This window comes from Klebsiella sp. 18074, from assembly GCF_902705905.1.
Taxonomy (GTDB): Bacteria; Pseudomonadota; Gammaproteobacteria; order Enterobacterales; family Enterobacteriaceae; genus Klebsiella; species Klebsiella terrigena.
The window spans coordinates 20,154-41,412 of sequence record NZ_CACSIS010000022.1 but is presented as its reverse complement, the minus strand read 5'-3'; the positions used below and the strand labels follow the sequence as shown (position 1 = coordinate 41,412).

General features: G+C 47.9%; 20 protein-coding genes and 4 pseudogenes. 11 read left to right on the top strand and 13 right to left on the bottom strand.

Features of this window, described 5'->3' with window-relative positions; translation table 11 throughout:
* Positions 1-113 precede the first annotated feature (113 nt).
* Entirely contained in the window at positions 114-1,754 is a 1,641-nt protein-coding gene (locus GVK32_RS20165; protein ID WP_159872596.1) for a class I SAM-dependent methyltransferase, read from the bottom strand.
* A gap of 7 nt (positions 1,755-1,761) precedes the next feature.
* A complete protein-coding gene (locus GVK32_RS20160; RefSeq protein WP_159872595.1) occupies positions 1,762-2,019 on the bottom strand; it encodes a YjhX family toxin in 258 nt (85 codons plus the stop codon).
* Positions 2,020-2,353: 334 nt separating this feature from the next.
* Between GVK32_RS20160 and GVK32_RS20155 the strand changes: the two are divergent.
* A pseudogene (locus tag GVK32_RS20155) lies at positions 2,354-2,632 on the top strand (integrase core domain-containing protein); the annotation flags it as partial.
* Between the two features lie 70 nt (positions 2,633-2,702).
* On the opposite strand, the gene GVK32_RS20150 reads toward GVK32_RS20155, so the two are convergent.
* A complete protein-coding gene (locus GVK32_RS20150; RefSeq protein WP_159872594.1) occupies positions 2,703-3,620 on the bottom strand; it encodes a nucleotidyl transferase AbiEii/AbiGii toxin family protein in 918 nt (305 codons plus the stop codon).
* Positions 3,613-4,386 carry a type IV toxin-antitoxin system AbiEi family antitoxin gene (locus tag GVK32_RS20145; RefSeq protein WP_159872592.1) on the bottom strand — a complete coding sequence of 258 codons (774 nt, stop codon included), beginning with the start codon at positions 4,384-4,386 and terminating at the stop codon, positions 3,613-3,615. The genes GVK32_RS20150 and GVK32_RS20145 overlap by 8 nt, the downstream gene beginning before the upstream one ends.
* A 249-nt stretch (positions 4,387-4,635) precedes the next feature.
* Between GVK32_RS20145 and GVK32_RS20140 the strand changes: the two genes are divergently transcribed.
* Together GVK32_RS20140 and GVK32_RS20135 are read left to right on the top strand one after the other, a co-directional pair.
* Positions 4,636-5,277 carry an HNH endonuclease gene (locus GVK32_RS20140; protein WP_159872590.1) on the top strand — a complete coding sequence of 214 codons (642 nt, stop codon included), beginning with the start codon at positions 4,636-4,638 and terminating at the stop codon, positions 5,275-5,277.
* A 30-nt stretch (positions 5,278-5,307) separates the two neighbouring features.
* On the top strand, positions 5,308-6,300 hold the full coding sequence (locus tag GVK32_RS20135) for a hypothetical protein (protein WP_159872588.1): 993 nt from the start codon (positions 5,308-5,310) through the stop codon (positions 6,298-6,300).
* Between the two features lie 104 nt (positions 6,301-6,404).
* Here the strand turns inward: GVK32_RS20135 and symE are convergent, their stop codons facing one another.
* Together symE and GVK32_RS20125 are read right to left on the bottom strand one after the other, a co-directional pair.
* On the bottom strand, positions 6,405-6,746 hold the full coding sequence (gene symE, locus GVK32_RS20130) for an endoribonuclease SymE (RefSeq protein ID WP_159872586.1): 342 nt from the start codon (positions 6,744-6,746) through the stop codon (positions 6,405-6,407).
* Positions 6,747-7,105: 359 nt separating this feature from the next.
* On the bottom strand, positions 7,106-7,351 hold the full coding sequence (locus GVK32_RS20125) for a helix-turn-helix transcriptional regulator (RefSeq protein WP_159872584.1): 246 nt from the start codon (positions 7,349-7,351) through the stop codon (positions 7,106-7,108).
* Between the two features lie 126 nt (positions 7,352-7,477).
* Between GVK32_RS20125 and GVK32_RS20120 the strand changes: the two genes are divergently transcribed.
* The gene (locus tag GVK32_RS20120; protein WP_159872582.1) at positions 7,478-7,738 is read left to right on the top strand and encodes a helix-turn-helix transcriptional regulator; all 261 of its coding nucleotides are present in this window, start codon (positions 7,478-7,480) and stop codon (positions 7,736-7,738) included.
* Positions 7,739-7,851: 113 nt separating this feature from the next.
* Here GVK32_RS20120 and GVK32_RS20115 read toward each other — a convergent pair whose 3' ends face one another.
* Genes GVK32_RS20115 through GVK32_RS20100 form a run of 4 tightly spaced genes read right to left on the bottom strand, consistent with a single transcriptional unit; the run spans position 7,852 to position 10,763 of the window.
* Positions 7,852-8,868, bottom strand: a complete 1,017-nt coding sequence (locus GVK32_RS20115; RefSeq protein WP_159872580.1) for a Gfo/Idh/MocA family protein — start codon at positions 8,866-8,868, stop codon at positions 7,852-7,854.
* 22 nt (positions 8,869-8,890) lie between these two features.
* Positions 8,891-9,871, bottom strand: coding sequence for a PTS glucitol/sorbitol transporter subunit IIB (locus tag GVK32_RS20110; RefSeq protein WP_159872578.1), 981 nt, complete (start codon positions 9,869-9,871; stop codon positions 8,891-8,893).
* Positions 9,868-10,239, bottom strand: a complete 372-nt coding sequence (locus GVK32_RS20105; RefSeq protein WP_159872576.1) for a PTS glucitol/sorbitol transporter subunit IIA — start codon at positions 10,237-10,239, stop codon at positions 9,868-9,870. The genes GVK32_RS20110 and GVK32_RS20105 overlap by 4 nt, the downstream gene beginning before the upstream one ends.
* Positions 10,236-10,763 (bottom strand): PTS glucitol/sorbitol transporter subunit IIC, encoded by a 528-nt coding sequence (locus GVK32_RS20100; RefSeq protein WP_159872574.1) that lies wholly within the window; start codon positions 10,761-10,763, stop codon positions 10,236-10,238. The genes GVK32_RS20105 and GVK32_RS20100 overlap by 4 nt, the downstream gene beginning before the upstream one ends.
* A 371-nt stretch (positions 10,764-11,134) precedes the next feature.
* On the opposite strand from GVK32_RS20100, the gene GVK32_RS20095 reads away from it, so the two are divergent.
* Positions 11,135-11,377, top strand: a complete 243-nt coding sequence (locus GVK32_RS20095; protein ID WP_134525184.1) for a helix-turn-helix domain-containing protein — start codon at positions 11,135-11,137, stop codon at positions 11,375-11,377.
* Positions 11,378-11,623: 246 nt separating this feature from the next.
* Here GVK32_RS20095 and GVK32_RS20090 read toward each other — a convergent pair whose 3' ends face one another.
* The 3 genes and pseudogenes from GVK32_RS20090 to GVK32_RS20080 all read right to left on the bottom strand — a co-directional run bounded on the left by GVK32_RS20090 (position 11,624) and on the right by GVK32_RS20080 (position 14,375).
* Entirely contained in the window at positions 11,624-11,782 is a 159-nt protein-coding gene (locus tag GVK32_RS20090) for a YqaE/Pmp3 family membrane protein (protein ID WP_015585265.1), read from the bottom strand.
* Positions 11,783-11,998: 216 nt separating this feature from the next.
* Positions 11,999-12,421 (bottom strand): annotated as a pseudogene (locus GVK32_RS20085) (IS6 family transposase); the annotation flags it as partial.
* Positions 12,422-12,527: 106 nt separating this feature from the next.
* Complete coding sequence (locus GVK32_RS20080; protein WP_159872572.1) at positions 12,528-14,375, bottom strand: sigma 54-interacting transcriptional regulator; 1,848 nt, start codon at positions 14,373-14,375, stop codon at positions 12,528-12,530.
* 247 nt (positions 14,376-14,622) lie between these two features.
* On the opposite strand from GVK32_RS20080, the gene GVK32_RS20075 reads away from it, so the two are divergent.
* The 6 genes and pseudogenes from GVK32_RS20075 (at position 14,623) to GVK32_RS29240 (ending at position 21,233) form a co-directional block, all read left to right on the top strand.
* Positions 14,623-15,708: an Ldh family oxidoreductase gene (locus tag GVK32_RS20075; protein WP_159872570.1), complete on the top strand. Its 1,086-nt coding sequence runs from the start codon at positions 14,623-14,625 to the stop codon at positions 15,706-15,708.
* A 108-nt stretch (positions 15,709-15,816) separates the two neighbouring features.
* Positions 15,817-17,172, top strand: a complete 1,356-nt coding sequence (gene dctA / locus GVK32_RS20070) for a C4-dicarboxylate transporter DctA (RefSeq protein ID WP_159872568.1) — start codon at positions 15,817-15,819, stop codon at positions 17,170-17,172.
* 123 nt (positions 17,173-17,295) lie between these two features.
* Complete coding sequence (locus GVK32_RS20065; RefSeq protein ID WP_159872566.1) at positions 17,296-18,549, top strand: four-carbon acid sugar kinase family protein; 1,254 nt, start codon at positions 17,296-17,298, stop codon at positions 18,547-18,549.
* A gap of 21 nt (positions 18,550-18,570) precedes the next feature.
* On the top strand, positions 18,571-19,575 hold the full coding sequence (pdxA, locus tag GVK32_RS20060; RefSeq protein ID WP_159872564.1) for a 4-hydroxythreonine-4-phosphate dehydrogenase PdxA: 1,005 nt from the start codon (positions 18,571-18,573) through the stop codon (positions 19,573-19,575).
* A 435-nt stretch (positions 19,576-20,010) separates the two neighbouring features.
* Positions 20,011-20,406: pseudogene (locus GVK32_RS20055) on the top strand (transposase); the annotation flags it as partial.
* Positions 20,407-20,440: 34 nt separating this feature from the next.
* Positions 20,441-21,233: pseudogene (locus tag GVK32_RS29240) on the top strand (IS630 family transposase).
* Positions 21,234-21,259 lie beyond the last annotated feature (26 nt).

Here is a 21,259-nt window from a genome sequence, read left to right as displayed (position 1 = left end):
TGATTAAGCGCGGGTAAACGTGACTGATTCTGCGTTCATTTTATCCTGAGCCGCCTTAATACCTGATGAGTGAAGGGCGGTATAGTCGTTAAGGCTATACCGCCTGTTTCAGGTTATCGGGCAATCAAGGCAAACACCCCCCAGCCAAAGTACTCTCGTGTGTACGTGACGTGGCGTTTGGGCGCAATTGGCAGTTCTGCCCGAACCTCTTGTGCAAAGTCATCGTCAGGGTTTTCCTCCAGCCAGCGACGCAGGGTCATCCATTTTGCCGCTTCGTATCTGTCCCAGCCTTCCTGGTCTGCCAGTACCATTTCCACCAGGTCATAGCCCTGCTCGTCGAAAGAGGCGACCAGGTCGGGCAGGGTGAGAAAATCGGACACCGACGGGACGCCACAGGCCTGCGCTATCTCGTCCGTTGCCGGAAGCTGACGCCAGTAGGGTTCACCGATAAGCATGATCCCGCCCGGTTTCAGGCTTTGCGCCAGCAATTCGACCGTCCCGGCAAAACCACCGGCAATCCATGTCGCGCCGACGCAGGCGGCCACATCGCATTTTTCTTCTGCTACATATCCGGCGGCGTCGTTGTGTATGAACTGAACCCGGCTGCCGACGCCGAGTTCTTCTGCGCGGCGTCTGGCCTGCTCGCTGAACAACGGGCTCATGTCGATACCGACGCCGGTAATGGCGTGATCCCGGGCCCAGGTACAAAGCATTTCCCCCGAGCCGCTGCCGAGATCCAGAATGCGGGTATCCGGCTTCATGCGCAGCACACGGCCCAGTGTGGCGTACTTCTCTTCGGTGAACGGGTTGTGGATGCGGTGTTCGCTTTCACTGATGGTAAAAATACGTGGGATATCCAATGCGGAATTCCTTTTATTGCGTTGAGTATTAAGAGGGCGTGGCTCTGAGGTTTTTGCTTTTTCAGCCAGCAGAGCAAACAGCTTTCCTTCAAATGTGTCGCTGACTGGCCAGTCGTGGCTTGCAGGAGGAGGAAGCAGGGTAAATCCGACACTACCGAGCAGGCTGACGTACTCGTCATCGCGCCAGGCCGTCATCTGGCTGCCGAAACGGGTGGTGTGACCGTTTGCCTCTATGGCCCAGAAATGTGTCGAGCTGGTCTTCGCTTCTTCATCCCAGCCATGTTCCGTCAGCAGCAGGTGAGGGACGGCCAGAAACAGCCCGTCCGGACAGCGTTGCCAGCTTGCTTCAGCCATTCCCTGACGCTTAACTTCGTCGAAAGTATGGACTTCAGTGAGTAGCCTGCCACCCGATTCCAGCCACAGCGCGCAGCGGCTGACGAGTGAGCGCGCGTCCGCCGTGCTGAAAACATTCAGTTCCCCGAAAGTCATCATGATGAAATCGAACGATTTATCCGGCCAGTATGAGCGAATATCCTGCTGAACATAGTCGATATTCAATCCGGCATTCTGCGCCTGCTGACGGGCCCAGCTCACGGATGCCGGTGAGAAATCCACGCCGGTGCAGTGAAATCCGCGCTCCGCTAAGCGGTGGGTATAAAAGCCGGGGCCGCAGCCGAGATCGAGGACGTGTGCGCCAGGGGATAACTGACTGGCGATCCACTCGACCTGCTGCTCAATGACGCTCTGCCTGCGGCTTGCCCAGTCGTGATCCTGAGACAAATGGTTCGCCAGCATGCGCTGGCTGAAGGCTGGTTCGTCCCAGGGGATTTTACTTTCCTCCTCTGACAGCTGGATGTGCCGGGATGCGGAAATAAGGGTGCTGATATCCATCATGCTCTCCTTAGCGGTTATCGGGCCGGGCGCGAACGTTGTTCAGCCCGGTGGTGTTAATGTGGTAGGGCTGACCGTTGACGGACCTGATCAGCTTTTTGGTTTTGAGTTTTTTGAAGGTGGCGAGGGTGCAGTCGGTGAGCAACAGCCCTTCGCGGGTGTAGCATTCAACGGCGGTGATGCGGCCTGATGTATTGCGGACGTGCGCAATGCGGCCACCTTTGGCGAGAACGTGTAAGGTACGTTGTTCCTGACGGGATAAATTCATACTGAAGAACCTGTTTAATCATCATGTGCAAAACGTGCAAACACACAGCGGTGTCCGCATTCGATTTCGGCGCATTGATAATCAGTCCGGCCTGAAAAGGACGGGGAGCTGATTATCGGATGATTACATTCTCCAGCATCAAAGCCTCGGATAGAGTTGAAAGATATTTACGGGAGCAATGATAACACCTGGTTTTTGTATGTGAATACCCAAGTATGAAATGTGTGATCCCAAAGGGAGCCGGTAAGGGCTCCCTTATTGAATCGGCGAGCAGGTCAACCGGGATGTGGCCAGCCTGAAGACTTAGGCAAAATACTCTCCAGGAAAACCGGGGCGGTTCATACTGTGGAGATATCAGATAAAGCAAAGCCTGAGTCGCCGGGGGAATTTCTGGGATAACAGCCCGATGGACCGTTTTTTTAGAAGCCTGAAAACAGAATGGGTGCCGGATAATGGATACGCTAATTTTAGCGAAGCCAGCACAGCGATAACGAACTACATAACAGGTTATTACAGCCAGCTCAGACCTCATCAATATAATGGTGGTTTGACGCCGAATGAATCAGAACGATTGTTCTGGAAAAACTCTAAAATCGTAGCCAATTTTTGTTGACCACTACATTGCTGGTTTATTAAATTCAGTATAGTTTCACTGTTGGTGTAACTATACTGAATTTAATAAACTAACTTAGCCATTCTGTCATGACCTTTTCCAGTGTATCCAGCGACTGCGTGCGCTTTTCCTCCGACATCCGGCCAATATTGCGCAGCTTCCATTGAACGGCTGGCAAATTCTGAATATGGGGCTCTGGCGCTAAATTCCAGTCAGGCTCGCCGCGTTTAAATGACATCAGGAAGTCGAAATCCTGCTGAGTGAAATGTGCTTTCAATGCGCTGAGCATTCTTTCCGGGACCTCTCTTAACGCTTCCAGTGATACCTTCTCAAAAGTCATACCGCTGAATTCATTTTGAAAGGGTTCGGTAATATCCTTCCAGCGTGGGTTAAGCACTTCGGACAATGGGCGATTATGGCTGAGCAAGTAAGCGATAAAACCATTGAAAATAGCGCGGTCGATTCCTTGTGTATCAAGGAGCATTTTGACGTCGTAGAAATCTCTGGGATGCTGGCGATCTAACGCAGCACATAGCTTGCCACCGTATAAATCGGGCAGTGAGACAACCAGGATCGCGGCAAAACCAAATTCTTCCTCCACGGCTTCGACGACGTCGCGTTCTTGCGGTGGATATAGTGTTCCCCGGGCAACTGGCGAGACTTCAATTTTAATTTGCGCGTCGTCAGTGGTGACAATGATGCGCATCTCATCGGGATTATGGGTTTGCAGCACTGCACGGATCCCGGCTTGCGCTTCCAGTTCAGCGGCGATACGGGTGAGTGCTTCTCGCAGGTTAGGCAACGCGACCTCTCTGCTTTCCAGCCGGATCCAGGACAGATCGATATCAACAGACAATCGGGGAAAATCACGGATGAATAAGTTGATCGCCGTTCCGCCTTTCAGCGCAAAACAGGGCTCGTTAGCGACATAGGGTAATGCTCGCACCAGCAGGGCAACCTGGCGGTAGTAGGGAGAGGTTTTATCCATGGTTTATTCCCTTCCTGGTAAAATTTTCGGGCACAGTTATCAGGTATTGCGTGTTCAGCTTGCCATTAACAACGATTTGTCGGTTGCCCGATCCCAGGTCGATTTTGCTGGTATCTACGCGTTTGAACCATGCATGTTCATAGAAACTGGCGAAAAATAGATACAGGCGCTTGGTTTGTACGGACTGGCTGAGCGTAAGCAGCTTCTCCACTTTACGTGGGTTGAGATTGACTAGTCCCTGAAAAAGCTCGGCAGCGTGCTCAAATGAGATTTCCTGAGGTACTGCGCTTAATAGCTCGTAGGCTGCCAGTTCTGGCGTACTGGCGGTTATTCTTTTTCCTTTAACCTCAAGCTCAGTTCGGTATTTTTCACCCAATTCAGGGAGCTTCAGAGCCGATACCACCAACCACTCAACGCCGGGAAATTCTTTAAACCATTTGGGCAATATCGCTTTGTTTTCAACGCTAAGCCAGCATTGACTCTGCTTAAGCTGTAGGTAATGGGAACGGCCCTGCCAGGAGAGACTGCTCAGTCCGGCCAGATGCACCGGCGCTTCAAGCTGGTTTTGCAGACACCATAGCGCATCACTCCAGTCTGGTTCTCGTCCTGCGCGCGTATAAACGCCAGCCCGCAGTTTTATTAACCAGCCATTTTGCGCGTATTTAAAGGCCAGAGAAGGCGATATGTTGTTCCGGGTTAGCCAGGATTGCAAAACCAGGCTTCCTGGAGAGGTATTTTGCAATAGCCAGTTTATTTTTGATGCCATAGATTCACTAATGGTTTAACTATAATAAAAAAAGTAAACTATTTAGTGAGTGAAAAGTCAATGTACGGCGTCTGTCGCAGCATAAATTTGCCCGCGAGAGTTGTATCAGTCCACGTCTATTCAAGTCTAATAAAGCAAAAAATCAGTAATAGCATCGGTCCGACAGAATCATTCCTCTGGTCTATGCGATCGAGAAATGCATATCGATTTGAGTATAATGAGCTATCTCCCATGGCATGAGTTTACCAGGTGAAGAAGTTACCGGATCGGTTATCAAGGGAAAGCATCATCGAAGCCATTCGCGCCTATGATGCAGGTGTAGCTCACCAGTTCAAAGCCGCGCTGCTGTACGAAGTCGAGTTTGAGGGGCGTCGCTATCCTTCAAAGGCTATCGTGGGGATTGCCGCTTCAATGGTCACGGGCTTTGAATTTACACCTGCGGATTTCAGCGGTGGGATCAAATCAAAATGCGTCAAGCTGCTGATGGAACAAGGGTTTCGCATTGTTGAAGATCATAAAGGCGGCATTGCTGCAGATGATTCTCTGTTCCCCGATGAGCTACTGCCGCAGGGCGAGTTCGTTGAAGGTGCGGCGGTTCAGGTGATAGTAAATCGCTATGAACGGGATCGTCATGCCCGCGAGGCTGCGCTGCGCTATCATGGCTATTTATGCATGGTTTGTGCCCTCGATATGTCAAAGAAGTACGGGAACATAGCGAAAGGATTTATCCATGTTCACCATCTGACTCCTCTGTCGGCAATTAAAGATGATTATCATCTGGACCCTAAAACCGATCTTATTCCGGTTTGCCCTAATTGCCATGCTATGTTGCATCGCCGAAATCCCCCGTTTACACCGCAAGAATTAAAAAAACTGATGGATGTAAAATAATTATTTTTTTTGCCTACAAGGAACTTGAAGGTGGCACTGTATAATATTTTTGATAAAAAACTCACAGCCCTGGAAAAAACGTCTTTCACTTCAGAAGGCCTCCAGGAACGATATGATTTACAAGCAGCGATCGAGAAAAATATCGATATTATCGCGCCAGATTGCATGGTGATCGCGGAAGAGTTTTCTGACTGGGAAGATAGCCGTCGTAGAATCGATCTGTTAGCCATTGATAAGCAGGCCAATCTTGTGGTCATCGAGTTGAAGCGAGATGAGATCGGTGCGCATATGGAGCTACAGGCGCTAAGATATGCGGCAATGATTTCCACAATGAGCTTTACTAAAGCGTGTGAATGCTATCAATCCTATTTGCTGAAGCATAATAAAGAGATAAATGCCAAAGATAGCTTACTTGAATTTGTTGACCTTGATGAGAGTGAACTCGTCGATTTTGGTAAGGATATTCGCATCATTCTTGCTTCTGCAGGTTTTAGCAAAGAGCTGACGACTACCGCAATATGGTTAAGGGATAAGGGTATCGATATTCGCTGCGTTCGCCTCACGCCGTATAGCTTTAAGGGTGAAGTTTTCATTAACGCCGAACAGATCATTCCGGTGCCGGAATTAGAAGAGTACCAGGTGAGATTCCGGGAGAAGCGAACAGAGCAAATAATCAGCAGCCAAAAATCAGAAAAAGATTACTCCGAGTATAAATATAATGGCGTGATTTATAATAAACGTAAGCTGGCCCTGGCACTTTTCACTGACTGGATTAGTAAACATAATCCCCAGGATCTTAATACGCTGAAATCTAAGCTAAGCGAAATTCTGATACACAGAACGATCGTCCTGGCCGAACAAATCCCGGAAGGCAGGCAAAACAGGTATCATATGCATGAAGATGCGCTGATCGAACTCCCATCCGGCGAACTTATTGCGATATCTAATCAATGGGGAATTGGCAATATCGAAAAGGTGATTGATTTTTTGCGGCGGGATGGTTTCATCATTGAGAAGCGCTAATAGCTTAGCAACGGCAAAACCCTCTGTCTCATATGGCAGAATGCTGCTGGTTGTAATGAGGGCTTAGCATAAGCCCTCATTTGAATTAAGCATTGATTTTTACCTTATGCGAGAGCCTTCAACCTCGCTTTCCCCGCAATCACCCCAATAAACTCCCGGACCTGCTTCTGCTTCCTCGCCGACAGCTTCTCCACCCGACGCATCGCTTCTCCCAGCTCGGGTTCCGGCTCAACCGCCGTCAGCACGATACAGCCCGCCATAACCCGAACCTCTACCTTCGCACCCGTCGCGAACCCGGCCGCCTCCAGCCACTGGCCCTTCATAACGATAGCCGGAATACGGGTATAATCCGGAAAGCGGCTCGCATAGCTCACGGTAAGCTGGCGCTTATTTTTCACCGGTGCTTCTGCATCGAATGAATCTGCAATACAATCGATCTCAGTCATAATTGCTATTCCTTATAAATAGTGATTGTGATGAGCGATGCGGACGTGCTTCAACATGTTCGCATCGCGCTAAATAACACCTGTAAATTTAGCCAGTAATAAAAATAAAGTCCAGCTGATAATAAAATTGAATAAGCACCTTCTGGGTTCTATTAAGAACCAGAAATAATATTTATATATTGGGGTGGTAAATAGAATCCATGAATAAGACTGGACTGTTATTAATAATTGAATAACTCAACAGGGATATTATTATCAACCGCCGTAACCTAACGTTTGCCTCGTTACTTAACTGCCAATGAAAGCCATTTTCCTGCCGCCGAAACCCATTCTCAATCCAGCCGATAGGCTGGTCCGACTCAGCGCTGATACCAGCCGGCCACGACTTCTGCCAGATCGTCCTCGACCGTATAAAAATAGCAGGCCGGAATTTTCAACACTTCCGCCAGTCGGCAGGCCAGCGCGAAATCCGGCGTATGGATACCGCGTTCATACTGATTCATCCGCGCGCTCGCCGTCGCCTCATCAATCCCGGCGAGGATGCCTAGCTTCTGCTGGGAAAGTCCCGTTCTAACGCGCGCTTCTTTTAAACGGTGCGGCAGCATGATGATCCTGAAAGACTGGAAACAGAATCACGATTTTGGTAGCTGTTAGTTGAAAATGTACTAAGTATTACTTAGTGTAAGTGATGAGGATTTGTACGACTTCGCTAACGTAAAGGAATGAATAAGATGAACAGAACTGATATGCATCCGGCTGATATCATTGCGCAATTAAAAAAACGCAACCTGTCACTGGCGGCAGTCTCGCGCCAGGCGGGGCTGAGCTCGTCGACGTTGGCCAACACCCTGGCTCGCCCGTGGCCGAAAGGCGAGTTTCTCATTGCCCAGGCGTTGGGCATCGACCCTGCGGAAATATGGCCCAGCCGCTACTACGATCGGCAGGGCAACCTGATAGACAGGAAGAAGCTGATTCGCGCAAGGTGTGAATGATTCACCGGCGGGCGCATGACGCTGATAGCCAGCCGCACTGGTGATATAACTGGCGGCCTGCCAGGCCGATCGGCGGAGGGGCTGGAGGGAACATCCCTGTTCCCGGCCCCCCTTTAAACCAGCAGCTCTGCCTGGCCGCTCAGCAGACTTTTATGCGCCGTCTCGCAAATCCGGCTAGCCTGTAGCCCGTCGTCTGCGCTGGCGGCATACGGAGTATGGGTTTTCACCGCTTTAATAAAGTCATTAATCGGGTCAATACCAAACCCGCTGGCGACGCCATCGCGGTAGGTAATAAAGTAGCTGTTCGGGGTTTTAACCGACTGCTGGCCGAAGATCTCCAGCCCGCGGTTTTGTGAATCGGAGCGGATCCAGGCGTTGTCACACAGCACCGCCATGCGCCCGTCGTTATCTTTCGGGAAAGCGGCGGGCAGGACCCAGCTGTTTTCAATCACCCACGAACTGCCGTCCTCCATCAGGAGGGTGCTTTGCACGCTGTCCCACGTGTCCAGCCCCTTGCTCGCCAGCAGCCGTTTCTGCCCGACCGCGTAAACCGATTTCACCTCCTGCCCGCTGATATAGCGCACCAGGTCGAAGCAGTGCGAGCCAAGGAACCACACCGGCGAACTCTGTGCCGACCAGGCCAGCCATTCGGTCGGAACGGCGATCACGTCATCCATATTGATATAGCCGCGCAGGATCTTGCCGCTTTCCGCCTTCTGTACCTCCATGCGCACGCGGAGCGCCGCCGGGTCCCAGCGCTTGTGAAAATCGACGCCGACGGTCACCCCGTGCGCCACGGCGGCGGCAATAATCGCCTCGCAGTCGGCGACCGAGGTCGCCAGCGGTTTCTCAATCAGCACATGCTTACCCTCGGCAATGGCCTGCAGCGCAGGTTCCTTATGGAAAGGATCGGAAGTCGCCACGGAAATGATATCCACCTGCTGTTTATCCAGCAGCGCGGACAGGCTGGCATAGCCCGGAATGCCCAGCTCATTCACCGCGGCATGGCACCGCTCCACGTTGTTGTCACACACCGCGACCAGCTCCACGTCCGGGTTATGCAGATAGGCGTTGATATGATGTTTGCCGTAAATTCCCGCGCCGACAACGGCCACTTTTAACTTGTTCATCATGACGTTCCTTTCAGATGTATTAAAACAGTCCCAGGGAAAATACCCAGCCAATCATCACGGCCAGCGGGCCGGTTAGCTGGCGGGAAAGTAAGAAGGCCGGTACGCCGCTGGCAATGGTCTCCGGTTTGGCCTCCTGCATCGAGAGGCCGACGGGGACGAAATCACAACCCACCTGCACGTTAATGGCGAACAGAGCGGGCAGGGCGAAGGCCGGCGAGATATTCCCCAGCCCAATCTGGGTGCCAATCATCACCCCTACTACCTGGGTAATCGCCGCGCCGGGCCCGAGAATGGGCGACAGAAAGGGGATGCCGCAGATCGCTGACAGCAGCAACAATCCCCACAGCGAGTTCGCCATTGGCGTCAGGGCGTGGGCGATTACGTTGCCCAACGATGTGGCCTGCACGATAGCAATCAGCACCGACACAAAGGCCATAAATGGGATCACCGTGCGCAACGACACGTCCACCGCCTCGCGGCTGGCGGCAAACAGCAGGGCAATCACGTATCCGGTCTTGTTGCCGAGCTTTTCCACCGCCAGAATCAGCATGTTGCCGGGCGTGGGGACGGACTGGGGCCTCGTGGCAGGCGGGGAAGGCTCGACAGTCGCCGTCTGCGGCTCGCTCGCTAACGTTTCCCGGGGGATGCGGGTAATCTGCGCCTCCCGCACGTCTGAAACGTAGTTGCCGGCGTTGATAAACTGCGCCAGAGGTCCGGTCTGGCCGGTGGGCATCACGTTAATCGTTTTGATACCTTTTTTGGGATACAGCCCGCAGCGCAGCGAACCGCCACAGTTGATCACCACGCACAGCGTCTCCTCATCCGGCGGAACGGCCTGAAAGCCGTTGATCACTTCCGATTGCGTAAGCTCACCCAGCCTGCGGGCGACGGGATGGATTTCGCGCCCGGTCAGCGAGACCACCTTCAGGCCGCTGCCGATTGGCAGCACCAGCCCGGAACCGTAACCCTCGCTGCCGGGAGCAACATTGACAACGTTCATCGCGTCCCCTCCTTAACGATCATATCCCCTTGTAATGCGACGAGCGCTGGCGCGTTCCCTGCCAGATGCACGGCGCCCGAATGGCGTGGCGTGCTGGCGCCGTCAAAGATGAAGGTCAGGTGTCCGAGTTCCAGCAGAGCCTGTAGGGCATGGCTGCCAACAGCGCTGATGGTGTAGTTTTCACTGTCGATAACTAACCGATCTCCCGCCAGTAGACGGGCATGCTCGTGCCGGAAAACCGGTCTCAGAGCGAGGGCATAGTCCAGGCAGTCCGCCGGGCCGTCGGCGCGGAAGGTAATCAGTAGGTTATCCGCCAGCCCGTCCGCTACGTGGGGGCCGATGCGTTCGATATGGGCCTGATAGATCATGCTGCACCTCCCGTTGCTTTATGGCGTAAGCGCAGGAACAGATACTCGGTGATCATGCCGCGCAGCAGGCCGATTATGATGGCGGCAGCGATATAGCGTAGCGCCAGCTCGGTTACCGGTAGCCCCAGCGTCTGGATCCCTGCGGCGACGCCGAGCCAGACAAACAGCTCCGAGGGCACCACGTGGGGAAACAGGCTGGTTAGCGGATGGGCGGTGGTGCCCAGAGCGTCTTCATAACCGGGTTTACTCTTTTCGGGCAGCAGCTTGCCGAGCGTCAACGCGCCGGGGCTGCTCATAAAAAACCAGCCGAGGATCGGCAGCAGGCCATAGGTCAGAATGCGCGAGCGGCCAAGCAGCGTCGCTACCCGCTCCATGCGCTGCTGGCCTACCAGCTTCATCAGAAAGTTAATGGCGAGCAGCAGGCAGATCAGCATCGGGATTATCCCGCTCATCATGTCGAGAAAGACCTTCCCGGCGAGCTGGAAGATATCGATAAAGCTTTCAGCAAGGGTAACCAGAAACATGGCGGCCTCCTTGCGTAGGGCGAGTGAGCAGTGCGGCAGCGGTGGTGATTTTCATAAGTAAAGTTCCCTGTGTTGGTTAAGGTTACAAACGAAACTCATTGTTTTAACGGGTTTATATTTGGATTCATCTGGAAACTAAAGCAGTTGCCTTTATTATGTCCCTGAGTTACGGAACGGCCAGGATTCCTATGTTTCACGCCTAATAAATTAGCTAGCTGCTATTTTTCTTCTTTTCTTCGGTCATAGCGCGTGAGCTACCGTAATGCGCTATGTTTTTTCCTGGGGAGCGTTGGATAATAAATTATCCCATTTTGGGATATTCATGAAAGCGATCAATATTCGATTTTGGGATATAGATCGAGAAAAACAACATGCCTTCTATTTATTCTGAAGAATATCAAATGGTTATAAAATTATTGCGCACGGCAAGGAAGGAGAAGGGGTTAACTCAGGTAAAGCTTGCCCAGGCGCTGGGGCGCCCACAATCATTTGTCGCCAAAATGGAGAGTGGCGAGAGGAGATTAGATGTCGTGGAATTTGCACATATTGCTGTCTTGCTTTCTATTGATCCGGCTAATATATTAAATATTATTATGTCGAAATATGGAACATAAGAGTTGAATCATTTTTCGAATCTTAAATTATTTGTGCTGGCTGGGAAATATTTGCATATTGCTACCTTTATTTTGGTCAGGGATAAGGACCCATAATAAGAGGGCTGTTATTAAAACGGCATTGACCCGCGCGATAGAGAGACGAGGCTAAAAAATATTATTCAAGCCTAATATACAGATAGCCATTATTGTTCTGCCCGGATTAACGAAACAAACGGCGCCAGTGCGCCGTAATGGTGGGGACGGTTAATCGCGGGTTTGCACCCAGAACGCGTGAATCAGGCCGGGAATATAGCCCAGCAGCGTCAGCACAATGTTAAGAATAAATGCCCAGCCGAAGCCTTTACCCAACAGCACGCCGAGCGGCGGCAGAATAATCGTCAATACAATTCTCCAGAACCCCATATACTCTCCCTATAAGAAAAATAACCGTTTTACCTGATTAAGCTTAGTAATTCTGCCCGAGACTGCCAGTTTGCCCGGCGGTTTTACTCTCCTTTACGCTGAAGGCGGGCGGTAACCGTCGCCGGAGATGGCGTCCTTTATTTATCTTAGCGCGGGCTGTGCGCGCAGTTCCTGAGGATGATTGCCGAAGCCTTCCCCCGCAGCGCGATGCCGATAGGCACCACTTTTATCAATGGTCACAAATTCCGGTTCGTCGTGGTGGCTAATGGCCTTGCGAAAGAAACGCAGCGCGGTTGCGGCATCCCGTTTAGCCGTCAGCAGGAAATCAATGGTCTGCCCTGCTGTATCGACTGCCCGGTACAGATATTTCCATTGTGCTTTAACTTTTATACAGGTTTCGTCCATGCGCCAACGGCAACCGATTGGGCGTTTACGCAGACGAAACGTCTTATCCAGCAAAGGGACGAGGCGGATGACCCAACGGTAAAGTGTGTAATGGTCAACGAGAATACCCCGCTCTGCCATCATCTCTTCCAGGTTCCGCAAACTCAATGAATAAGCCAGGTACCAGCGAACACATTGTGCAATAACATCGACGGGATAATGCAGGCGACTGAAGGCTTTTTGGATCAGAGACATGGTCAGACAACATCACAAAAAACTATATGTTACCTGACGCCGCCTTAATACGACAGAACCAATTAAATACTGTAACTGCGATGGTATTAGTTCTTGATAATATGTATCACTTGGTTTCTCTAATCCATCTCCATAATGTTGTTCGGTTTATTTTTAATATTTCCGCTGCAGATGAATAATTACCTCCAGATTTAAGAAGTGCATCGTTGATTAAAGCGAGTTTTTTATCTCGCGATGATTTTTCTCGCAATTTATCGAGAGAAGTCAATTTATGATGGCTATGTCTTTGAGGTTGCGTTGATGAGAAAACTTTTCTGGCAACAAAGTTTTCAATTTCCCTCGCATTTCCCCTCCATTCTTTTTCATTTAATAATGATAGCTCTTCATCACTAAAATAATAATCAAATTCGTAGTTGGCTTTATGTTTAGAGAAGAAATATTTAAGGAGCATGTTAATGTCTCCTTCTCTTTCTCTAAATGGAGGTAAATATAGCGTTAAGACATTCAATCTGTAGTACAAGTCTTCACGAAAGGATTTATTTAATACCGCGTGCTCCAGGTCTTTATTAGTAGCAGCGATTATCCTTACATCAACTGGAATGTTTTTATCAGAACCGAGACGGCGTACGGTCCTTTCCTGTATGAAACGCAGGAGCCTACCTTGATTGAGATAATCGAGTTCACCAATTTCATCCAGGAAAACCGTCCCTCCATGTGCCACTTCAAATAAACCAGGTTTCCCTTCCTTACTTGCCCCGGTAAATGCACCACTGACATACCCGAAAAGTTCACTCTCAAGCATTTCTCCAGGTAACGAGGCGCAGTTTATAGCAACAAACGGGCCGCAGCATCGTTCCGTATGATTATGAATACTTTGTGCAAAAACCTCTTTGCCTGTTCCAGTTTCACCAAGAATGAGAATGTTTAGGTTGCTGGAAGAGAAGTTTTTAGCTGTTTCAATGGCCGTTTTTATTTCGTCGCTTTCTCCTATGATTGTCTCAAAACGAAACTTAGCAACGTGTCCTTTTGCAAACAATTTTCGACGAATATTTTCCTCAGTTTTTACTATTTTTCCTGCTTCCTTAAACGTCACAACGGTGCCTAAGCTTACATTTTCGTTCACAATTGGAACAATGTTGCAAACCATTTTTTTTCCTGCAACATCAAGTATCTGATCAGCAAGCATTAGACTGTTTTTATTCAAATCCTCAAGTTTTAAATCTTGTATTACTGTAGACAGATGGCAATTGACTGCAGAAGACTCTGAAATTCCGGTTAGCACCTGAGCAGAGGGATTTATAGTACGAATTACTCCTTCATTGTCAGTGGTTATTACACCTTCATACGTATTTTCCAGTACAGTAGTAATCAACAGGTTTTTTTCTTGGGTAACCATAATTGCCGCTATGACCTGAGTAGCATGGCGGATGGCTAACATTATAGACTCTTTACTGATGGAAATTATGACGCAGGGTATACCAGTTGTCTTTGCATATTTTATAGTCACACCACCACCAATAATTCCTTTACACCCCGCTAACAGCGCAGTCTGAACGGTAGATTCCACATCGTTCTCAGTTTTGAGCATATAGGTTTTTAGCGTAACCCCCAGTAAGACTCCCATCCATTCCAAATCATAAACCATGTTCTCAAAACAGATAATGGCGAAGTTATCCCCGTACTTTCTGATACTTTCGACAGACCGGATAAGGTCCAGTGGTGAAATGGGAAGTTCAACAACCGGAAGCAGCGGGAAATGCTTTTTAAGGGTTCTTGCAACTTCAGCGCGGGCAATGATTATCTCACATCCATTATAAATCATCTTTTTTGCTATCAGAACAGCATCTGAAACAAGGCCGACCTGAATATCAACGCTTACATACTTAGTCAATATTTCAGCTGCAAATTTATGGATGTCATCATCAGGCACGATTAAACCAATTCTGTTTCTCATCTCTTAACCTTTAATAACTACAAAGAATATTTCCCCGAATGTCTGAGACATCTCTAACTGCCATTGCATCATTTATGCAACGAAAATTATTTAAATGCAACATTAAGGAAACGTTATTGCGGTGAATGCAACATTCATTTTATACAAAATACATAAAATCAATAAGATACAAATATGGCATGCTGTTTGCTAAAGATTATATGAATTGGTTTTTACATGAAATTACTAATGACAGAGGCAGATAAAGATGGGGCATTACTTTTTTAACGAGACAGTGACGATCGGTTTCAACGCGATGAGTCAGTGGGTGAGTGAGATTATGCAGGGGGCTGGCATGCTTAAAGAGGATGCTGATCTTGTCGCGGATACGTTAGTTGTTGCTGATGCGAGAGGGGTGTATTCACATGGGTGTCTCCGTGTACCACTCTATGTTGAACGCATTGAAAAAAAAGCCGTAAATCCAAAAGCTAAACCAGAACTGATCACTGAATGCGGCGCGTTAGCACTAGTAGATGGTAATAATGCTGCAGGCCAGGTGGTTTCTTACTTTGCTATGCAAAAAACAATTGAACTTGCTGAAAAATTTGGTATCGCGTTTGTTACTGCTCGCAACAGTAATCACAACGGTGCGGCAGCCTACTACTCAATGATGGCTTCAGCCAAAAATATGATTGGTATATGCATGTCTATCGGAGGTGGCAACCTGATGGCACCATATGGAGGCGCCGAACGAAGAATTGGCAATAACCCTTTAAGCGTGGCTCTACCTGCCATGAATCGCGAGCCCGTCGTGCTTGATATGGCGCAAAGTGTGGTTGCAAAAGGAAAGATCATGATGGCGAGAAAAACTCACTCGCTGATTCCGGCTGAATGGGCTTTAGATTCAGATGGAATGCCAACCACAGATCCTTTTGCTGCTACAGAAGGTTTTCTTCGTACCATGGGCGACTACAAAGGTTCGGGATTATCAGTGGTAATTGGGATGCTTTCTTCTATGGTCTCTCAGGCAGCTATAGGTCCCTCATTATTGGATGTTTATGAGGATTTTAGGCCTCTTAATAAAGGTCACACTTTTATTGCCATCAAATATGATGCATTAGTGGATCCGGAAACGTTCCGGGAAAACATGGATGAACAAATTTCATTTATAAAAGATGCCAAAAAAGCCAAAGGAGTATCAGAGATTTATCTACCTGGTGAAATGGAATCAATAACTTATGCAAAGCAATCTCGTAATGGAATTGTCATGGCTGGTGAAGTTATTTCTGAGTTGGTAAGGCTGAGTGAAAAGTTTGGTGTCGATATCCCATCTCAGGATATCAAAAACAATTAAAGCTCGCGTTCTGTATTTTCTGATGTGAAAACAGATAAAATAAGCGGGATTTTATATCTTATCTCCAAGCCGGTCTTGACCGGAATAAAAAAGTACCCAGGAGAATATATGTCATCCAGAATTAATACGTCATCCGGAGTAAAATGCTCCCGTCGCCCATTCTATCGTAAAATGGGATATCAACTGATTGGTGCGATTATTATTGGTATCGCACTTGGCCATTATTATCCTTTATATGGCGAGGCCATGAAACCACTCGGCTTTGGTTTCATAAAATTAGTGAAAATGCTGATAGCACCTATCGTTTTTTGTATGGTAGTGCATGGGCTTGCCAGCGTCAGCAACATTAAACAGGTTGGAAGAATAGGAATTAAGTCATTAATTTATTTCGAGATAGTAACCACGATCGCTCTGGTTTGTGGCTTGGTAGGTATGGCTTTGCTCCGACCTGGTGATGGACTCAATATTGATGTTGCCTCAATAGATACGTCATCATTGGCTGCGATTTCTGGAACAGTTAAGAAGATGGGAGGGATCACAGACTATCTTTTTCATATAATTCCTGACACTTTCATCAGCGCGTTTGCAGAAGGTCAAATCCTTCAGGTTCTCCTTCTGGCATTGCTCTTCGCATTTGCTTTGCATGCCCTAGGAGAAAAAGGAAAACCTTTAGTTAAGGTAGTCGATCTTTTCGGTCAGACTTTATTTGGTGCGATTAATTACATAATGAAGTTGGCTCCAATTGGCGCTTTTGGTGCTATCTCATTTACAATAGGAAAGTATGGTATTGAGTCACTTGGCTCACTTGCGTACCTGATTGCTTCTTATTACATCATCGCGATTTTCTTCCTGGTTGTGGTTATGGGCCTGATTGCACGATTTGCCGGATTTAATCTGTTTAAGTTTATGCGCTATATGAAAGATGAAATCTTAGTTGTATTGAGCACTTCTTCTTCGGAAGCCGTTTTACCACGAGTTATGCTTAAGCTTGAGCAGTTAGGAGTACCTAAGTCAGTTGTGGGATTGGTGGTTCCTACAGGTTATACATTCAATCAGGACGGTACATGCATCAACATGACAGTATTAGCAATTTTTATAGCTCAGGCTACTGATACACACCTTTCTCTTGCTGGGCAATTGGGATTGCTTGCAGTGCTGTTGCTGACTTCAAAAGGGGTAGCTGCAGTTACCGGGGGGTCACTTGTCGTGTTAACCGCGACTCTGGCAAGTACAAATTTCATTCCCGTCGCCGGGGTGGCAATTATCCTTGGTATTTATCAATTCATTTCGGTTGGTGGAGCAGTGTTAAACGCAATGGGTAACTGCGTAGCTACGATTGTTATCGCGAAGTGGGAAGGTGAAATTGACATGGAATTGCTTCGAGAGCGACTTGATAACCCTAATCTCGTTAAGCCTCTGACCGAAAGTGAAGATTTCGATTTATTTGATAGACAAGAGGGTTAAGGACCGATAGACAACTAAAGAAATTTACTTTTCTTCGGTTGTCACACCTGTAAATAAATCAGTGAATTCTGCAGGCTTATTTATTCTCCTTTAAACTGAACACCAACTAGTTGATTTTTTCTGATGAAGATACTTATTTTAGCTGATGATTTAACAGGATCTGCGGATTGTGTCGCTGGATTTGTACGTTCTGGACGCTCAGTCAGACTCGGACTCGGTTCAGATATATTAATTCAATCAGCAGATATCCTGGCTCTTGATCTTGATACCCGGCGCAGAACAAAAGTTGAAGCAGGTGATGTATGTGTTCAGGCTTACAGAAAGTTAATTCAACCCGGTACAATTTTATTTAAAAAAATTGATTCACTACTTCGTGGCAACTGGTCAGATGAAGTGGCGGCGTTATGCAATGAAGCCGGTCTGGCTATCATCGCGCCTGCTTATCCACTCATGGGCAGAACCGTGGTCAACGGGAGAGTTTATGTGCATGGTCACGACTTATCCACAACAGATGACTGGAAAATTGCCAAGTCGGGAGAAGAGACTGAGATTGGGCTGATACTTCGTGCATCTCATATAGAGAGCATAAGTCTCACTGATGCTGATGTTGCTCTTTATGCTGAACATCTTACAGATAAAATCCAGGAATGGGCAGAATCTGGTGTCAAAGCATTAATCATTGACTCCAGAATATCTCAGACGCTTCACACTGTTGCCGTCGCTGCAAGCAATGTTATATCTCCAGTCTTCCTTGTTGGTTCTGCTGGGCTTGCAAATGAGCTTGCAGAAATTGCTAATCCCGTTCCTGATAGCAGTTATGCCCCTTTTTTCGCTTCAAATGGCTCGACAGTTGTTGTCGTCGGCAGCTTATCTGCCATGACTTCTTCCCAGACACAAAACCTACAGCAACTGACATCCCAGGAAGAAATAGTTGTTCCGGCTTCAGTATTGAGAACCGGCGTAAGGCATCCGGAATGGCCTTTATTTCAGCGTCGGATTATGCAGTTAATAAAATTCAGAGACGATTTTATTTTGCGTATCGGAAAGGAAGAGCACGTGGATTACAGTGAAGGTAGACTGTTATCAGAAAGACTGGCTCTACTAATTGCTCCCTATATTAAAGTACTGAAAGGAATTATTCTCACTGGCGGTGAAACTGCTCGCGCAGTAATGGACGCAGCCCATATAAATGAACTAAGCGTTAAGTGCGAAATTACCCGAGGTGTGATGGCCAGTCGGCCATGCGAAACATCTAAATTATTATTCCCCTGGGTTATTACAAAAGCCGGTTCATTTGGTGATAGCACATCTTTGCATATGGCGTGGAACTGGCTGAAACATCTTCCTGAATATTCTAATTATCGAATCAATAATTAACAATCATACCCGGAGTTAAACATGAATACATTAAATCTACCTGTAGTTGGCATTACTATGGGCGATGCAGCTGGTGTCGGCCCTGAAGTGATTGTTAAAAGCCTACGCCATCCTAAGGTCTATATGCAATGTCGACCTCTTGTTATCGGTGACGCTGAAAGGATCAATCAGGCAATCAATATCACTAATTCCAGTTTAACCATCAAAATTATTAGCTCGCCAACAGAGGCTAATTACGAACCGGGGGTTATAGACTGCCTGGATCTTAACCTTATACCAGCTGATTTGCCTTTTGGGAAACTTTCAGCGGTTGCAGGAGATGCCGCATATCATTTTATTGCCAAAGCAGTTGAGCTAGCCCGAGATGGGCTTATAGATGCAATATGTACAGCACCTTTGAACAAAGAAGCACTGCATGCCGGTGGGCATAAATACCCAGGGCATACCGAGATGCTGGCTCATCTTACAGGCACTGAAGAGGTTTCAATGATGCTGGTTGCCCCGAAACTTCGCGTAATACATGTGACAACTCATATCGGTTTAATTGATGCCATTTCTCGTATAGAACCATTGCTTGTTGAGCGTGTCATTCAACGTGGTTACGACACCCTTCTTAAATCAGGCATCACCAATCCACGTATTGGGGTATGCGGAATAAACCCTCATGCTGGAGAAAATGGGCTTTTCGGTGCGGGTGAAGAAGAGCTAAAAATTGTACCCGCTGTGACGCGATGTCTTAACAAAGGAATTGATGTAACCGGACCTCTTCCCGCTGACACGCTTTTTTATAGAGCAGGACGAGGTGATTTTGATCTTGTCGTTGCAATGTATCATGACCAGGGGCATGGCCCCATAAAAGTATTAGGTCTTGAGGCGGGTGTGAACGTTACCGTTGGCTTAGACGTTATCAGAACATCCGTGGATCATGGCACAGCTTTTGATATAGCTGGAAAAGGTATCGCCGATGAAGGAAGCATGCTTGAGGCACTCAGACAAGGGGCGGAACTGGCGATTCGACGCAATTAAGTAATCCTAAAAATTTCTAGGATTCATTATTAATGATATCCGGCTAAAAAATTTTTCAGACTTCGTGAGCCGAGCAGAGTGCCGGGGGCATGTCGCACCGGCATTATTTAATGACTCCATATGTTCTTAGTGCTCCTTAAATATTCTAAAAATAGTGCTATCTCCGGTTATCACCGCCAGATAAATGTGGAGTCAAGGGGCAACTAAAAAACTGAGCCTAATAGTAGATCACTGAAGGGAACTCAATCCGGTTTGAGCGATCTGATCAATCGCCAAACATCACAAACCCTCACAACCGGACTAATCCTACCCACGATTAGTGGACACGCGACTAAGTGAGTAAACTCTCAACCAGAGGTGATGTGATGGACGCCCCTTCCCAGCCTAAGTTCTGCCACACTTATGCTGAATGTCTATTCGCAGAGGAACAACATCATGAACTCGATAAAAGTTGTCGGGATCGATTTAGCTAAGTCTGTTTTTCAGGTATGTGTCTGGATGAGTGATGGAACTGTTGCATCCAATCGAAAAATTCCCAGAAATAAACTTTTGGATACCCTTCGCCAGTTTCCAGCTAATACGTTGATTGCAATGGAAGCTTGCGCTACTTCGCATTACTGGGGACGAACCTTCAAGTCAATCGGGCTTCTCGTTCGCCTTATCCCAACCCAACATGTTAAGGCTTTTACCCGTCATCAGAAAAATGATGCTAATGACGCACTGGCGATCTGTGAGGCTGCGCTACGCCCTGGTATCCATTTTGTGACGATAAAAACCGTCGGGCAACAGGATATTAAAGCACTTCGCAGCGCCCGCCAGCTAATAAATCAGTATTTGCATAACACTGGGCGTCCATATATGACTCATGACAAAATCAGCATCAACCCTAAAACAGCCCCGTAAACAACATACGCCTGAATTTCGCAACGAAGCCCTGAAGCTTGCTGAGCGTATCGGCGTGGCTGCCGCTTCCCGTGAATTTAATCTGTATGAATCGCAGTTTTATGCCTGGTGCAGCAAGCTCAAAAATGCACATTTCTCTTCCGAACGTGAGCAGGATATGTCCGTTATCACAGAAGCCCTTGCTCGGTGTAGCACCGGACATCTCGTATTTTACGAGGATGAAGTGGATATCGACCTGAATCCAAAAATCGGTGCTGACTGGCAAAAAAAGGCCAGCAAAAACGTATCCCTACAACCCGGGAAAAATGAAAAACATTATCTTGCCGGAGTGCTACATGCCGGGACGGGAAGAGTGGATTACGTTAGTGGGACCCGTAAAAACTCAGACTGATTTATCAGTATGTTAAATCAGTTGAAAAACACGTACCGCAGTGCAAAAACGATCACACTAATCGTTGATAATTACATCATTCACAAGAGTCAAAAGAAGCTGGCATGGCTGAAGGAAAACCAAAAATTTATTGTTATTTATCAGCCGGGTTACACACCATGGATAAATAGAATAGAACTCCTCTGGCTGGCTGGCTGGCTGGCTGGCTGGCTGGCTGGCTGGCTGGCTGGCATTGCATGAAACGGTAACGCGTAACCATCGTTGCAGGACAATGTGGCAGCTACTGAAAAATGTCAGACAGTTTATGAAAGCCGCTTCACCTTTCCCCGGTAATCAGCAGGGATTAATAAAAGTGGAGCGATAATAGGCGCAGTTATTTAGAGTAAAGGC

What these genes read in the sequence shown, in the direction of transcription:
- GVK32_RS20165 (WP_159872596.1), bottom strand. Translation starts at nt 1,754, where the DNA reads ATGATGGATATCAGCACCCTTATTTCCGCATCCCGGCACATCCAGCTG.
- GVK32_RS20160 (WP_159872595.1), bottom strand. Translation starts at nt 2,019, where the DNA reads ATGAATTTATCCCGTCAGGAACAACGTACCTTACACGTTCTCGCCAAA.
- GVK32_RS20150 (WP_159872594.1), bottom strand. Translation starts at nt 3,620, where the DNA reads ATGGATAAAACCTCTCCCTACTACCGCCAGGTTGCCCTGCTGGTGCGA.
- GVK32_RS20145 (WP_159872592.1), bottom strand. Translation starts at nt 4,386, where the DNA reads ATGGCATCAAAAATAAACTGGCTATTGCAAAATACCTCTCCAGGAAGC.
- symE (WP_159872586.1), bottom strand. Translation starts at nt 6,746, where the DNA reads ATGACTGAGATCGATTGTATTGCAGATTCATTCGATGCAGAAGCACCG.
- GVK32_RS20125 (WP_159872584.1), bottom strand. Translation starts at nt 7,351, where the DNA reads ATGCTGCCGCACCGTTTAAAAGAAGCGCGCGTTAGAACGGGACTTTCC.
- GVK32_RS20120 (WP_159872582.1), top strand. Translation starts at nt 7,478, where the DNA reads ATGAACAGAACTGATATGCATCCGGCTGATATCATTGCGCAATTAAAA.
- GVK32_RS20115 (WP_159872580.1), bottom strand. Translation starts at nt 8,868, where the DNA reads ATGAACAAGTTAAAAGTGGCCGTTGTCGGCGCGGGAATTTACGGCAAA.
- GVK32_RS20110 (WP_159872578.1), bottom strand. Translation starts at nt 9,871, where the DNA reads ATGAACGTTGTCAATGTTGCTCCCGGCAGCGAGGGTTACGGTTCCGGG.
- GVK32_RS20105 (WP_159872576.1), bottom strand. Translation starts at nt 10,239, where the DNA reads ATGATCTATCAGGCCCATATCGAACGCATCGGCCCCCACGTAGCGGAC.
- GVK32_RS20100 (WP_159872574.1), bottom strand. Translation starts at nt 10,763, where the DNA reads ATGTTTCTGGTTACCCTTGCTGAAAGCTTTATCGATATCTTCCAGCTC.
- GVK32_RS20095 (WP_134525184.1), top strand. Translation starts at nt 11,135, where the DNA reads ATGCCTTCTATTTATTCTGAAGAATATCAAATGGTTATAAAATTATTG.
- GVK32_RS20090 (WP_015585265.1), bottom strand. Translation starts at nt 11,782, where the DNA reads ATGGGGTTCTGGAGAATTGTATTGACGATTATTCTGCCGCCGCTCGGC.
- GVK32_RS20080 (WP_159872572.1), bottom strand. Translation starts at nt 14,375, where the DNA reads ATGAGAAACAGAATTGGTTTAATCGTGCCTGATGATGACATCCATAAA.
- GVK32_RS20075 (WP_159872570.1), top strand. Translation starts at nt 14,623, where the DNA reads ATGGGGCATTACTTTTTTAACGAGACAGTGACGATCGGTTTCAACGCG.
- dctA (WP_159872568.1), top strand. Translation starts at nt 15,817, where the DNA reads ATGTCATCCAGAATTAATACGTCATCCGGAGTAAAATGCTCCCGTCGC.
- GVK32_RS20065 (WP_159872566.1), top strand. Translation starts at nt 17,296, where the DNA reads ATGAAGATACTTATTTTAGCTGATGATTTAACAGGATCTGCGGATTGT.
- pdxA (WP_159872564.1), top strand. Translation starts at nt 18,571, where the DNA reads ATGAATACATTAAATCTACCTGTAGTTGGCATTACTATGGGCGATGCA.